The 14,339-nt window shown below is 37.6% G+C and carries 14 protein-coding genes; all 14 read right to left on the bottom strand.

The features are described 5' to 3' along the window. Positions 1-89: 89 nt before the first annotated feature. Positions 90-320 (bottom strand): hypothetical protein, encoded by a 231-nt coding sequence (locus tag BCR22_RS01625; RefSeq protein ID WP_069653263.1) that lies wholly within the window; start codon positions 318-320, stop codon positions 90-92. Between the two features lie 204 nt (positions 321-524). After that, on the bottom strand, positions 525-1,913 hold the full coding sequence (gene glmU, locus BCR22_RS01620; protein ID WP_069653262.1) for a bifunctional UDP-N-acetylglucosamine diphosphorylase/glucosamine-1-phosphate N-acetyltransferase GlmU: 1,389 nt from the start codon (positions 1,911-1,913) through the stop codon (positions 525-527). Positions 1,914-4,502: 2,589 nt separating this feature from the next. Next, entirely contained in the window at positions 4,503-5,330 is an 828-nt protein-coding gene (purR, locus tag BCR22_RS01610; RefSeq protein WP_083241719.1) for a pur operon repressor, read from the bottom strand. A gap of 265 nt (positions 5,331-5,595) precedes the next feature. After that, positions 5,596-6,432, bottom strand: a complete 837-nt coding sequence (locus tag BCR22_RS01605) for a metal ABC transporter permease (protein WP_069653261.1) — start codon at positions 6,430-6,432, stop codon at positions 5,596-5,598. Continuing rightward, positions 6,405-7,085 carry a metal ABC transporter ATP-binding protein gene (locus tag BCR22_RS01600; RefSeq protein ID WP_069653260.1) on the bottom strand — a complete coding sequence of 227 codons (681 nt, stop codon included), beginning with the start codon at positions 7,083-7,085 and terminating at the stop codon, positions 6,405-6,407. The genes BCR22_RS01605 and BCR22_RS01600 overlap by 28 nt, the downstream gene beginning before the upstream one ends. 77 nt (positions 7,086-7,162) lie before the next feature. Continuing rightward, positions 7,163-8,125, bottom strand: a complete 963-nt coding sequence (locus tag BCR22_RS01595) for a metal ABC transporter substrate-binding protein (RefSeq protein ID WP_069653259.1) — start codon at positions 8,123-8,125, stop codon at positions 7,163-7,165. A 256-nt stretch (positions 8,126-8,381) separates the two neighbouring features. Then, positions 8,382-9,233, bottom strand: coding sequence for a 4-(cytidine 5'-diphospho)-2-C-methyl-D-erythritol kinase (ispE, locus tag BCR22_RS01590; protein ID WP_069653258.1), 852 nt, complete (start codon positions 9,231-9,233; stop codon positions 8,382-8,384). Between the two features lie 215 nt (positions 9,234-9,448). Further along, positions 9,449-9,694, bottom strand: coding sequence for a Veg family protein (locus tag BCR22_RS01585; protein WP_069635129.1), 246 nt, complete (start codon positions 9,692-9,694; stop codon positions 9,449-9,451). Positions 9,695-9,827: 133 nt separating this feature from the next. After that, positions 9,828-10,388 (bottom strand): sigma-70 family RNA polymerase sigma factor, encoded by a 561-nt coding sequence (locus BCR22_RS01580; protein ID WP_069653257.1) that lies wholly within the window; start codon positions 10,386-10,388, stop codon positions 9,828-9,830. An 87-nt stretch (positions 10,389-10,475) separates the two neighbouring features. Next, on the bottom strand, positions 10,476-11,006 hold the full coding sequence (locus tag BCR22_RS01575; RefSeq protein ID WP_069653256.1) for an NYN domain-containing protein: 531 nt from the start codon (positions 11,004-11,006) through the stop codon (positions 10,476-10,478). 55 nt (positions 11,007-11,061) lie between these two features. Further along, positions 11,062-11,901 (bottom strand): 23S rRNA (guanosine(2251)-2'-O)-methyltransferase RlmB, encoded by an 840-nt coding sequence (rlmB, locus tag BCR22_RS01570; protein ID WP_069653255.1) that lies wholly within the window; start codon positions 11,899-11,901, stop codon positions 11,062-11,064. Then, on the bottom strand, positions 11,891-12,289 hold the full coding sequence (locus BCR22_RS01565) for a Mini-ribonuclease 3 (RefSeq protein ID WP_069653254.1): 399 nt from the start codon (positions 12,287-12,289) through the stop codon (positions 11,891-11,893). The genes rlmB and BCR22_RS01565 overlap by 11 nt, the downstream gene beginning before the upstream one ends. Beyond that, positions 12,286-13,698, bottom strand: coding sequence for a cysteine--tRNA ligase (gene cysS / locus BCR22_RS01560; RefSeq protein ID WP_069653253.1), 1,413 nt, complete (start codon positions 13,696-13,698; stop codon positions 12,286-12,288). The genes BCR22_RS01565 and cysS overlap by 4 nt, the downstream gene beginning before the upstream one ends. Next, a complete protein-coding gene (gene epsC, locus BCR22_RS01555) occupies positions 13,682-14,230 on the bottom strand; it encodes a serine O-acetyltransferase EpsC (protein ID WP_069653252.1) in 549 nt (182 codons plus the stop codon). Before epsC ends, cysS begins: the two co-directional genes overlap by 17 nt. Positions 14,231-14,339: the final 109 nt, after the last annotated feature.

The raw sequence follows: 14,339 nt of genomic DNA, 5'->3' as shown, positions 1-14,339 counted from the left end.
ATGTTTCAGGCTCTTAGTAACCGAACAAACGGTGGGCGCAGAAGCAACTCCTGTCCCAACCTCTTCTTATTTTTCCATTAATTCTCTTCTCAATAAAGTTCGTTTAAACGATCCAGAACTCTTTGTTGAAGCTCATTCAGATAACTCATCACATCTATGTTATTACGCTCAATATATCGCCAAAAAATAGCACCCCAAAGAATGATATTTCCCAAGACTAAAAAAGAAATAATTTTTTTATTTCTTGCAGAAATATATGCTGACCGCCATTTAGGATCATTTCGTCGTTTTTTTAAGAATTCATAGGTATGGTATGCCATACATTTCACTCCTTTTCCATGATAAAAAATACATTATCACCCTAATGTCACACTTATATTTAATTATGACACAAAAAGAGAATGATAACTATAAAAATATGTATCATTTTTTATTTTATGTTGGAAACATCTTTCAAAAACAACACTCTACCGTATGACAAGAAAAGAAGGTGAACGCCAAAACATCAGCGTTCACCTTCTTTTTTATTCTTTATTTTTTTTATTCATATAAGGCATGTTTTTCCCATACCCTTCTTTATTCACTTGTCTTGCACGAGCAATCGCTAAGTCAAACTCTGCCACATCCTCTGTAATTGTTGAACCTGCTGCGATAACTGAATTCGCTGCAACAGTCACAGGTGCAATCAAGTTTGTTGCCGACCCGATAAACGCATGATCTCCAACCGTTGTCCGATGTTTGTCTTTTCCATCATAATTAACGAAAACTACACCGCAACCAACATTAATATCTTTCCCTAAATCCGCATCACCAACATAAGTTAGATGCCCCACTTTGGTATCTTCTGCCACGGTCGCATTCTTGATTTCTACAAAGTTACCGACATGGACACGCTCCCCGATTTCAGCTTTTGGACGGATATGCGCAAATGGCCCTATATCCGCATCTTTGCGAATAATACTTTCTTCAACAACTGATTGTGTAATTTTTACGTTATCTTCGATCACACTATCAACGATCTCTGAATGTGCGCCGATCATACAATCTTCACCGATTACTGTCTTCCCTTTTAAATGAACACCAGCTTCAATCACAGTATCTGAACCGATTACAACGCCTTCGTCAATATAGGTTGAATCAGAATCAACAAATGATACACCATTTCTCATATGCATCGTATTCAAGCGGCGGTGCATGATTTTATTAGCCTCAGCTAAAGCCACACGATCATTGATTCCCATCGCTTCTTCAAAGTCCGCCATTTGATATGCTGCAACGGTCTTGCCTTCTTTTTTAAGAATCTCAATAATATCCGTTAAATAGTATTCCCCTTGTGCATTGTTCGTATTGATTTTAGACAACGCATTAAATAATGCTTCATTATCAAAACAAAACGTTCCAGTATTGATTTCCTGAACGCGAGCTTCTTGTTCAGACGCATCTTTTTGCTCGACGATTTTTTCTACAATGCCCACATGATCACGAATAATACGTCCATATCCAGTTGGATCTTCCGCATGAGCGGTCAAAATCGTCGCACTGGCGTTTTTCCCTTGGTGATAGTCAAACAAATTCGCCAATGTTTCAGCAGTTAATAGCGGTGTATCCCCTGTAATCACAAGAGTTGTGCCTTGTTTTCCTGCTAAATGTGATTCTGCTTGTAACACGGCATGCCCTGTTCCTAATTGTTCTGCTTGTAAAGCATATTGGCTACGTTCGCCTAAGTGGCTTTTGATTGCCTCAGCACCATGACCTACAATCGTCACAACTTCACTTGGATTCGTTTTTTCTACTTGATCCATGATGTGTTCCACCATTGGTTTTCCAGCGACAGGATGTAACACTTTATAAAGTTTTGATTTCATGCGTGTTCCTTTACCAGCAGCCAGGATGATGACATATCTGTTTTCCAATTGCTTCACTCCTAAGATTTGTTTTATTTTCAATCGTTTCTGTTACTTTCAAAATAGCGCCATGTTTTAGTTTAGCCTACTCTTTATGGTTTTTCAACTGAACCAATTACTTTTTTGCTATACCAATTTATAATTTTGGGTGTTTGCGTTATAATGGATGAACATTATGCTAGTACCGTTAACTTATGGAACAGAGCGCAGATAAATCAACTCTTTCTGTCAAGATTAAACAAGCCCGCTTCACTTTTGCTTTGAAACACAGTGAATGAAATCAACTGATGTTGAAAAGTACAAGACTTTCTTAGAAAGTGTTGATCATTTTATAGCTGGAAACAGAAAAAATTTATTCTCGCTGTAATCGATGGACAGCTAGTTGGTGTTTCCGGAACGATTTCTCCTACAACCCAAAAAGGCATCTGCCCGATTTGTCATGAAACGTCAGAAGTTTCGATGTTTTTGTCTAAGGTGAAAGAATCAGGTGATGGCGTGTATACAAAGCGTGGAAATTATATTTGCTATGACAGTGAAAAATATAATCATACTATCGAGCGTAGAGAAGAGTTGGAAGCGTTCGTTCAGAATGTGAAATTTATGAAATAATTCAAAAAAAGTATTACTTTCAGAGGTCTCCTATATATCTACAAAATTAGCATGTAAATCATTCTGGAAACTTATAGAATCCTTTTATCCACTAAAGAACTTCTCTGAACTACTTTTTTAAAGAGTATTCTATACGATCTATTCTAGATTGAACAATGAAAACAAGTAGCACTCCTAATACTATCAAATGGAGTGTGATACATGAAAAATGATTGTAAACTCACTTTGGTAACTAAATTACGTGAGGGTCAGAATGAAACAAAGTACATCAGTAAGTACTTTTTTGCTTAGCCACATCATTGGATTCCCCTTGTGGGGTTCTGTGATTTTGTTTGTTTTGGTACTATTTAGAAATGTCCCTGAATCAATAATCAGGGAACATTATAAAACCAAAAGAACCAAAATCAGATGTAGAAGCAAAAAAAAGACCAACAAGAAGTTTTCGAAGGCATCTTGTGGTCGTTCAAAGAAATAAGTATGTAATACAATACTTTTTTTGATACTAAATCAGGAATGCCAACTTGTTTTTTTGCAAGCCTAATTATTTATGTTATGTATCAAAATTAGTAGTAAAAGAAGTCTGACGCCAATCAGGCTTTTTTTGTTTTAAACTATCTACAACCTAATCTTACCAAATGTTTTTATTCATCTCAACTACTTTTATTTCAGTTTATCCCATAAAAAGAAGCGTTTTGACTGTTTTTTATTTGTATCCCTACTTTTTACACACTCATTTTTCTCCCAATATTTTCCAAAATAAACTAATCACCGCATAGTCGATAATCAAGGTAAAAAGAATTTTAAACAGTCCTTTCTAGCCACTCAAGTATTCGCCTATGAATGAACTTCAAACAACGCAAGTGAAATTTAAAAATTCCACCATTTTTATCAAATTTGTCCATTTTTCTAGACTATTTTGACTATTTGAATTCTTTCCCACTATGCTATTGACTCTTCTAACGTCTTTAAGTTAAAATAAATTTACAACATAAAATAAAAAAAGGCGCCCTGTCAGAAGACGGTAATCTTCAAAACAGAGCCCTGTATTATCAGCACAAACTAATAATACAAGTTGCCTCGCCAATAATTTCTTATCGACTACCCTTATTGTACTAAAAGTAAGAAGAGATTTCCATTCTTTTTTCTTGCTCAATACTGTTAGTGAATGGTTATTTAACGAACGCTTCATGGTATTAGTAGCTGACTAATATCATTTTTTTGTGTTTAAAATCAGGTAATTAGAGCGAAAAACAAAATAAAAAGGCACTCTGTACAAGGGCGGTAACCCGAATACAGAGCCTCATATTATCAGCACAAACTAATAATATAAGTTGCCGAAGTCAATATTTTCATATCGACTCTTTCATTTTACTCAATTTTTGTAAGAAATACTAGTACTTTTTACAATTCTTGTTTCATTTGAAGCAGTTGGTAGTTATTTGTTGCACTTTTGTACGGTATTAGTTGGTGGCTAATACCGTCTTTTTTCGCTCTTTTTATAAACAGCAAGCACTTCTTTCTCCTTTTTAAATACGATATTTTCGTATTTACATTCTACCAATTAGTGCTTGCGAGCTGATGTTACTAGAATCGATCACTACCATACATTTCCCATTCAATCTAGAAAGGCAGCTAAGTCAATGCGCGTATAATGAACCGTCCTAAGAAAGTAATAACGAAATAAACGCTCTACTTGTTTTACCCGATTGAATGGTACAATGTAAGATTTGTTTCTCGTGCATCAGTATTCTTAACGATCCGCCTGGCGGAAGATGGGTCGTTAAGTAAAAAACGAGCAGGGATGCAGAACCTGCGAATTTCAACTAGCTACTTATCTCTTTACAACAAACCAATTCATTATCTACTATCACTTGATAAGTAGCTCGTTGTTTTTTCTCATTTTACACCAATCATTTGTCCGCTCATTTAAATGCAAATTCCCACCTTTTCAACAAAAACAGCCACCATTTCTGATAGCTGATCTTACCTCTATTTATCAAAATAATTTCCTGGCACAACATTGATTGTTTTCGTGCGCGTATCCACGTCTTCAACATAAAGTAACGAAGTATAATCTTCGATCGCACGTTGTCCTTTAAATTTAGACTCTGCAAACACGGTGATCCCAACAAGTTCCGCCTCAAATTCTTCAATCAGGCTCTTCATTCCGTTAACGGTTCCGCCGCCTTTCATGAAGTCATCCACGACTAAGACTCTTGAACCACGTTTTAGACTACGTTTTGATAATTCCATTTTTTCGATTCGTTCAGATGATCCAGAAACATAATTCACACTAACCGTCGAGCCTTCGGTAATTTTTGAGTCACGACGAACAATTACAAACGGCACGTTCAAGTAATAGGAGACAGCTTGTGCGATTGGCACCCCTTTTGTCGCCACTGTCATCACCGCATCGATTTTTTCACCTAAATATTTAGAAGCAATAATTCTCCCAACTTGGCGCAACAATTCCGGCTGTCCTAATAGATCAGAAAGATACACATATCCTCCTGGCAACAGACGATCTTGTTCTGATAAACGGTCACACAAAGCCATAACCAATTCTTTTGACTCTTCGTATGGCATTTCTGGGATAAAACGAACGCCACCGGCTGCTCCTGGAATCGTTTCAAGAATACCTGTCCCTCTTTGTTTGAATGTTTTTTTAATAATCGCTAAATCCTCACTAATCGATGATTTGGCTGATTTATAACGCTGTGCAAAATGGGTCAAAGAAACCAAAGTATGGGGATGATCCAACAAGTACTGTGTCATATCAATCAATCGTTCGCTTCTCCGAATTTTAGAATCTGTCACTTCTTCTCCTCTTTCCTTTAAGGGTTGTTATTCATTAGAATAATGATTATCCCTTATTTTTTATAGGTTTGTTCTTCATTTTTTTAATAGGTAAAATAAATGATACGCCCTTACAATCTATCGTTCCCTATTATAGGGTGTTTTCCAAAAAAAATCGAGCATTTTTTAGCAAAAATAAAAAATAGTTCGCAATTTAAGAAACAAAAAAGAAGATAAGAGAAAAAACTTTCGTTTTTCCTCTTATCTTACGCTAGTTTAAGCGAATTTATCGCTGACTCATCTTCTTATTTCTTTGCAAAGTCATCAATCCTTTACGGACAATGCTGACAAGAATAAACAATCCGATAAAAATCAATGTGATGCTGGCACTTGGCGGTGTTTCTAAATAATAAGACCCCGTCAATCCTGTTAGCATGCCAATCAATCCCATAATAACACTAATAATGATGACCGTATTAAACCCTTTACCGATCCGCATTCCGATGGCAGCTGGTAACACCATGATCGCTGATATCAATAACGCTCCCGCAATTGGGATCATCACTGCAATCGCCACACCTGTAATGACGTTGAATAGCATCGACATCCAGTGAATCGGCAATCCGTCCACATGAGCCGTATCTTCATCAAAGGTCAAAACATACATTGGCCGTTTGAATAAGACAAACAAAATCACTAACACCACAAACAGAACTGCTAAAATAATGACCTGTTGCCACGTAATCGTCACAATCGAACCGAATAGATACGACTGGATACTGGCTGCTGAATTTCCTCCGCTCAGGTTCATCAGCACCAAAGCTAGCGCCAATCCACCTGACATTAAGATTGCAATCGAGATTTCTGAGTACGTACTATAAATCATTCGTAGGTATTCTAAAATAATTGCCGCAATAATCACGACAACCATTGTCATGATATTTGGATTCCAGTTTAAGAAAAACCCTAAAGCAACTCCAGCTAGCGATACGTGTGAAAGAGTATCCGCCATTAAAGATTGTCTTCTAATCACAAGAAATACCCCTAACATTGGTGCAATGACCGAAATAAATGTTGCGGCTAAAAAAGCTTTTCTCATGAACTCATATGAAAACATCTCCATTGTGAGTCCTCCTTCCGAACTAAACGAATTTGGCGATCCGCATACGATTTGATATCTTCATGATCGTGGGTGATCATCAAAATCGCTTTGCCATGATCATGGGCATTGTGCCGTAACAGGCGGTAAAATTCATTCCTAGACGTTTCATCCATTCCCGTTGTTGGCTCATCTAAAATAAATAAATCAGGGTCAGTCGCAAAAATACGCGCCAAACTGATACGTTGTTTCTGTCCACCAGAAAGTTCACCGATCCGTTTATGGCGCATGTCCCACATGCCGACTGCTTTGAGTGCTTTTTCCACATGTTGATGATCTCTTTTGGTTAAGGGCTTGAACCAACGATTACGCGGAAAACGTCCTGATCGAACTAGTTCGATCACTGTACTTGGGAATCCTGCGTTAAAAGAAGCTACTTGTTGTGGAATATAGCCAATGCTGAGCTTCTCACCCGCACTGTTTTCTTTGGCAATCGTGATTGCACCTTTTGTTGGTTTCAATAAGCCCAATGTACTTTTGATCAATGTTGATTTTGCTGCTCCATTCTCACCAGTGAGAATGACAAATTCGCCTGGATCGACATAATATGAAACATCTTCTAAAACTGGCTCATCATCATAATAAAATGTGAGGTCTTTGACTTCTAGGTAATGCATGTCTATTCTCCTTCTTTGACTACTATACAATTGAAGGCCGAAATAATAGCTCAACACCATTATTCCGCCTCAATTTCTTACTTAATGCTTTTCTTCAACGCTTCAAGATTGGCTTTCATAACAGAAATATAATCTTCCCCATTATCTTGTTCTTTTTGGGTAATACTTTCTAACGGATTAAGCACTGCCAATTCTACATTTGTTTCACGTGCTAATGTTTTAGCAACTTTTGATGAAGCAGATGTTTCAAAATAGATCACGGATACGTTGTGCTCTTCGATATATTTTTTCAACTCTGCCAAACGGCTTGGTGAAGGCTCTTGATCTGGTGAAATACCAGCAATCGATTCTTGTATCAAACCGTATTGTTTCGCTAAGTAGCCAAATGCTGCATGCTGTGTTACGAACGTTTTATTTTTAGCATTCGCAAAGGCTTCTTTATATTCTGTATCTAAGCCTTTCAACTTTTCAATATAAGTTGCTGCATTTTTTTCAAAGGTCTCTTTTTTATCTGGGTATTTTTTCACCAACGCATCACGAATTGCTTCAACTTCTTTTTGTGCTAAAACGGGATCTAGCCAAACATGAGGATCTAATTCGTGATCGTGGTCATGTTCGTCATGGTCAGCTTCTTCGCCATCATGCTCATGAGCTGTACCTTCCATCAAATCGATCGACCCTGCCGCTTCAACAACCGCAACTTTCTTCTCATCGACATTTTCTAAAACGTCTTTGACCCACGTTTCTAATTCGTGACTATTATACACAACGACATCTGCATCTGTGATCTTCGCTATGTCTTTAGCACTTGGTTCATAATCATGAGGTTCTGTTCCAGATGGAATCAATAATTGAACCTCTCCAGCATCCCCTACCACATTTTTAGCGAAATCATACATGGGGTAAAACGTTGTCACGACTTTTATTGTATCACTTTTCCCAGTTTTATCTTGCTCTTTCGTTTGTCCGCATGCTGTTAATGTAAACATCACGATTACTAGCAACATTCCGATACTATATTTCCAGCTATTTTTTCTCATCTCTTTATCCTCATTTCGATTTACCTTGATTAAATCGTAATATTTACGATTTGTTAGCAAGAACTAATTTACCAGAAGGAAATGAGAACGTCAAGTGAAAACAGATCAAAATAGTTTATTCCTATTACTATAACCAAAAAAAGGAGCTGAGACATGACTCTATGAGTCACACCTCACCCCTGCAATCTGGATATAAGATGATAGCAGAAGCAACTCCTGCTTATTTCTTGGCGTTACACACTTCTGTCACAACCTTTTATTTTAACGTCCGTACAATATAAACTTCTTCACAAAAGCCTTTTAAACCGTTATAAATACGCTGTGCTCTTGTCTTTTTCTCACACAAGGCAAAAACTGTTGGGCCGCTCCCACTCATCAGTGCCGCATCTGCTCCATATTTCATCATACGATCTTTGATTTGCTGGATCACTGGGTGACGATTGATTGTTACACCTTCTAAAGCATTACCACTTTTTTCTGCCATCAACTGATAGTTATTCGTCTCAATGGCTTGTTTCAGACCACGAATATCAGGATGTTCTACGTCATTGAAGGATAAACTCCCAAAAATCGAACCCGTAGAGACACTCATTCTTGGCTTTACTAAAACGACCCAACATTGTGGCATCGTTGGTAAAAACTCAATCTTTTCTCCACGACCAGTAACAAAAGCTGTCCCACCATGAACGCAATACGGAACATCTGAACCAATCTTACTGCCAAGTACAGCAAGTTCTTCTAGCGACAAGCCTAACTCCCACAATTGATTCATTCCTCTTAACGCAGCAGCACAATCACTACTGCCGCCAGCTAACCCAGCGGCTACGGGAATTCTTTTTTCTATATAAATTTTAACTCCTTGCGTAAGATTAAACGTGCTCTTCAGCAATTCTGCTGCTTGATACACGTGATTTCTTCGATCTACTGGCAAAAAGGAGCTATCTGTTTCAATCACTATTTCATTTTTCGGCAATAACTCAAAGGTCAGCCGATCGGCTAAATCTACACTAGCCATGATCATCTCTAACTCGTGATAACCATCATTTCTTTTATAGAGAGCATCCAACCCCAGATTGATTTTTGCGGGCGCTTTTTCTATGATTTCCATTCTTTTTCACCTATCTAATCCCATTACCTGACCAACTTCACAATCTTTTAAATTCTAACATATGTTGTTAGAGAAGTATATATTTGTATAAAAATTGCTCTACTTATCCTTTACGTCTACTCTTTTATACATAATTAGTAAACTATCTCATAGACAAAAAAAGCAGAGCTAAAGCGTTTTCGCTTTGTCTCTGCTTTTAAAAATCAATAATTGTCTTAGACTGCTTCACTGACAAATTCAATCTCTACTGTGCGTGTTAGCACATCCGAATAACTATAAGAAACTCGTTCGAATGAGTTTTCATCTGGGTCTAAATCTACAACGAAGACAGATGGATACGTTTCTGTCAAAATACCTTTACGTTCAGTTTGGCGCTTTCTGCCGGTTTGAGCAACTAATGTGATTTGGCTGCCGATACGACATTCTAGATCTTTTTTAATTGACGCTAAAGTTGTTGGCATTGCATTCACCTCATTCGCCATTGTATCACATATTAATAAAAATAACAAGTTTACCATAGCAGAAAATGAATTGCAACTAATTATAATTTATAAATGAATAATTATTTGATGTGAAAATTTTAAAAGTTCTAATTTAATCATAAATAATCGCTTTCAATTTCTTTTTTGCTCGATCATAGGCACTTCTGACAGTGATTTCACGGCTATCAGTGTCGTTTGCAATCTCTTTTAATTCCTTGCCATTCATATATTCTTCAAAGGTGATTCGTTCAAAAGGTGACAAAACGAGTGGCAGCTGCTCTAGCTTTTCCCGAATAATCATCTGATCTAATGCATTGCTATCTTCCGTTCCTATGTAATCAAAAAAGGATTCTCCCTGATTTTCTATTTTTTGATCTAAAGAAATAGACTTTGCGTCAATCGTTCGTTTGAGTGCACATTGTTTTCTAACTAAGCTGCGGATATGGTTTTCAAAATTTGATTTGAAAAATGTTCCAATTGAAACACTATGCTCATCTTGATATTTTTCCAGTGAGCGGTGAAAAATAATCCGACCTTCCTGTAACCAGTCTTCTCGATCAAAATCCTTTAAATAATATTTTTTTTGAAGTTTATACACAACTGGATGATACTTCCGATACATACGATCAAATGCTAATGGTTCTCCTTTTAAGATATCTTCATACTTGTTCATCAACAACATTCTCCTTCCAAGCATTCTACCAAAATGCTTGGAAAAAGCGTAACATTTTCTTCTAAGAAAACAGATACAAAAGCACAGTTATTCTTTCTTTTTGGACAATTCGTCCATTTTTTCGGACAACTTTGACAATTGCTCTAGATTCCATGGAGAATTTCGTCGAAAATCTTGGAAATGGATATCCGTCGCATGAATAGCAATTGTACGTTCTGATTTTTGAACATTTTTATACAGTTCATTCGCTGATGCTCGCAATGCTCCTTTTGAAAAAACTAGCCATTGTTCTGCCAAATCGCTTGTTGCGACTGTTACTTGCGTCAACCGATCATTTTTTTCTCCGGCAATCCGTTCAATATAGCTATCAGCAGTCTCTTCTTCTTTGGTAAAAACCACAGTTAGATGATACTTCTTATATGTCTGCTGAATACCTGGAACCAGCTGTGCATCAAAAACCACGATTACTTCTAACCCCTCGTATTTTGCATAGTTGGATAAACGCTGTAGTAAAACTTCTCTGGCATCTTCAAGTTTATTCTGATTTTTCAACTGAACCAACTCTGGCCAAGAACCAATCATATTATAACCATCAACGATCAATAACTGTTTTTTCATTTTGCTTTGTCACCTTCTTTTTAATGATGTGCCTCTATCGCCGCTAAACGAACCTTTACAGACTATTTCGCCCACGATAAACTTCATACATCAACAATCCCGCTGCAACACCGGCATTCAAACTTTGAACATGTCCACTCATTGGAATCGTCAATAATTCATCTACTTCTTTATGTAGACCTTGACTCATGCCACGACCTTCATTTCCAATGATCAACGCAATCGCCCCTTGCGTATTCCATTTGCGGTAATCAGTGCCTTTCATATCCGTCCCAAAAATCCAAAAACTATTTTCTTTTAATGTAGCAATACTTTGCGCTAAATTGGTTACACGAGCGACTGGGATATATTCAACTGCTCCAGTTGAAGCTTTGGTGACAACTGGTGTAATGCCAACTGCACGGTGTTTGGGGATAATGATCCCGTCCACACCCGTTGCATCTGCCGTTCTTAAGATAGAGCCAAAATTATGCGGGTCTTCTAAACTATCTAAGATTAAAAAGAATGGCGTCTCCGTCTTTTCTTTCGTCTGATCGAGCAATTCTTCCAATGTTAAGTATTCATACGCTGTAATTGCTAATACGATTCCTTGATGAACACCGTGATTTGTCATTGTATCTAGTTTTTGTTTTGGTACCCATTTAACAGGTACAGCATTTTCTTTGGCTAATAATTTTAGGTGTTCAACTTTCTCGCTCTTACTATCTTCTTGAAGAAATAATTTATTGCCACGACCTTGTTGAATTGCTTCTACCGTCGCATGATTCCCAAAAACGAAGTTATCTTCGACCTCTTCTTGTGAGACTTCACGTTCTTTTCTTACCAATTCTTTTTTAAATGGTTGTTTTTTTTGTGGTTTGTTTCCCTTAAAAGGGCGCTTTTTATCATTTCTCATTTTTTTCACCTACTTTTTTTATACACCAATCAATCAATTCTTTCAAACGTTCCGTTTGTTTCGTCAAGTGCAGATACCCCATCAACGACTCAAATCCAGTGGCAATTCGATACGTTGTGATATCGGCATTTTTTGCAGACGTGTGGCTTTTGGCGTTGCGGCCGCGTTTGTACATTAGTTCTTCATTTTCTGAAAGTAATTTTTCTTCCAGCATTTCTTGAATCAGAAAAGCTTGGGCTTTGGCTGAAACATAATGTGTTGCCATACGGTGTAGCGTATTTGGTTTGGTTTGTCCTTGTTCCACTAAGTAATCGCGGATATAAATCTCATAGATTGCATCCCCTACATAGGCCAATGCTAAACCGTTTAATTGAGTATAATCTCTCATTCACTTCTTCTCCATCTAGTTCCTTGAGCTGTATCTTCCAAGGTTATTCCTTTGTCTTTTAATAAATCACGAATTTCATCACTGCGGGCAAAATCACGATTCGCGCGAGCTTGATTACGCTCTTCGATCAATTGGTCAACATCATCGTCTAGTAGTTCTTCTGATAAGAAAAAGATCCCAAAAATACTTAACCATTGTGTAAACTGTTCTAGCGCTTTTTCGATTACCACTGCGGATACAGCCTCTTGCTCACTGTATTGATTTAGCCATTTCGCCATTTCATACACCACAGTGATTCCGTTTGCTACGTTAAAATCATCATCCATTTCAGTTGTGAAACGTATTTCTAAATCTGCTAATTCTTGTAACTTTTGAGTATCTTCGTCATGTTCTGTTATTGCATCAGATTTTCTAAAGGATAGGTTCTCAAACGCATTCTTTAATTTTTGTAAATTAACGCCTGCTTCTTTCATCGTTGTTTCACTATAACGAATTGGGCGGCGATATTGTGTAGTAGCCATAAAGAAACGCAACACTTGAGGATCAACTTCCTTCACTAGTTCATGAACCGTTACAAAGTTCCCTAGCGATTTGCTCATTTTTTCATCCTCTTCACCAATCGTTACAAACCCATTATGCATCCAGTAATTGGCGAATTTTTTCCCTGTTTTTGCTTCACTTTGGGCTATTTCATTTTCATGATGAGGGAACTCTAAATCTTGCCCACCACCATGAATATCAATTGTATCACCTAAGTGTTTTGTTGCCATAACAGAACACTCAATGTGCCAGCCAGGACGGCCAGCTCCCCACGGAGAATCCCAAGTAATTTCACCTTCTTTGGCACCTTTCCATAAAGCAAAATCTAACGGATCTTCTTTCAGCTCTTTTTCTACGCCTGTCCGTTGACTAGCACCAACTTCTAATTCATCAATTGATTGATGGCTAAGGTTGCCATACCCTTCAAATTTTCTCGTCCGATAATAGACATCGCCTTTTGATTCGTATGCATAGCCTTTATCAATCAATGTTTGGATAAAGGTTAAAATGTCCGGCATATGATCCATTACTCTTGGATGTAGTGTTGCAGGTTTCACATTCAAGATATTCGTATCCTCTTCAAATGCATGGATAAATCGATCTGCCACTTCTGGGGCTGTGATGCCTAATTCTTTGGCTGCCCGAATAATTTTATCATCGACATCCGTAAAGTTTGAAACATAATTCACTTCGTATCCGCGGTATTCTAAATAACGTCTAATCGTGTCAAAAGCCATCGAACTACGGGCATTGCCGATATGAATATAATTGTAGACAGTTGGTCCGCAGACATACATCCGGACTTTCCCTTCCTCTATTGGTTGAAATAATTCTTTTTCTCGCGTTAATGTATTATAAATTTGAATCATATGCTACCTCCAATTTTTCTCCTTTGATTCTGACGATTTTTGCAGGTATTCCTACAGCTGTTGCATCATCAGGAATATCTGTTAACACAACGGCAGATGCGCCGATTTTTGCTCGTTCACCTATTGTGACAGGTCCCAATATTTGAGCGTGTGCGTGGATCATTGCCCCTTTTTTTACAGTCGGATGGCGTTTTCCTGTGTCTTTACCTGTTCCGCCTAAGGTCACCCCATGAAACAACACGACATCTTCTTCTATTTCTGCTGTTTGACCAATCACAACACCCATCCCATGATCAATAAAAACGCCAGGTGCAATCGTCGCACCAGGATGGATTTCGATTCCTGTTATGAATCGCCAAAATTGTGCATGAATTTTTGCTAATAAAAATAACTGGTGTCGATACAGAAAATGGGAAAAACGATGCCAAAATAATGCATGTACACCCGGGTATGTAAGTAATGCTTCCGCTGTTGAACGAGCGGCCGGATCATTCTCTTTGACTGCTCTGACTGCTCTTTTTAACCAACCCATATTCGCTCTCCTTTCATTCAATTTTATACATAAAAACGTGGCAGGATCGTCCAGTTCTTTATTCCGTAAGGCTAACGAGCTAGATAATACAAATAAAGAAACGTCTTTC

It is taken from the genome of Enterococcus plantarum (assembly GCF_001730295.1).
Classification (GTDB): Bacteria; Bacillota; Bacilli; order Lactobacillales; family Enterococcaceae; genus Enterococcus_L; species Enterococcus_L plantarum.
This window is presented reverse-complemented; position numbering and strand designations above follow the sequence as displayed.

What these genes read in the sequence shown, in the direction of transcription:
- BCR22_RS01625 (WP_069653263.1), bottom strand. Translation starts at nt 320, where the DNA reads ATGGCATACCATACCTATGAATTCTTAAAAAAACGACGAAATGATCCT.
- BCR22_RS01605 (WP_069653261.1), bottom strand. Translation starts at nt 6,432, where the DNA reads ATGGAGATGTTTTCATATGAGTTCATGAGAAAAGCTTTTTTAGCCGCA.
- BCR22_RS01600 (WP_069653260.1), bottom strand. Translation starts at nt 7,085, where the DNA reads ATGCATTACCTAGAAGTCAAAGACCTCACATTTTATTATGATGATGAG.
- BCR22_RS01595 (WP_069653259.1), bottom strand. Translation starts at nt 8,125, where the DNA reads ATGAGAAAAAATAGCTGGAAATATAGTATCGGAATGTTGCTAGTAATC.
- ispE (WP_069653258.1), bottom strand. Translation starts at nt 9,233, where the DNA reads ATGGAAATCATAGAAAAAGCGCCCGCAAAAATCAATCTGGGGTTGGAT.
- BCR22_RS01585 (WP_069635129.1), bottom strand. Translation starts at nt 9,694, where the DNA reads ATGCCAACAACTTTAGCGTCAATTAAAAAAGATCTAGAATGTCGTATC.
- BCR22_RS01580 (WP_069653257.1), bottom strand. Translation starts at nt 10,388, where the DNA reads ATGAACAAGTATGAAGATATCTTAAAAGGAGAACCATTAGCATTTGAT.
- BCR22_RS01575 (WP_069653256.1), bottom strand. Translation starts at nt 11,006, where the DNA reads ATGAAAAAACAGTTATTGATCGTTGATGGTTATAATATGATTGGTTCT.
- rlmB (WP_069653255.1), bottom strand. Translation starts at nt 11,901, where the DNA reads ATGAGAAATGATAAAAAGCGCCCTTTTAAGGGAAACAAACCACAAAAA.
- BCR22_RS01565 (WP_069653254.1), bottom strand. Translation starts at nt 12,289, where the DNA reads ATGAGAGATTATACTCAATTAAACGGTTTAGCATTGGCCTATGTAGGG.
- cysS (WP_069653253.1), bottom strand. Translation starts at nt 13,698, where the DNA reads ATGATTCAAATTTATAATACATTAACGCGAGAAAAAGAATTATTTCAA.
- epsC (WP_069653252.1), bottom strand. Translation starts at nt 14,230, where the DNA reads ATGGGTTGGTTAAAAAGAGCAGTCAGAGCAGTCAAAGAGAATGATCCG.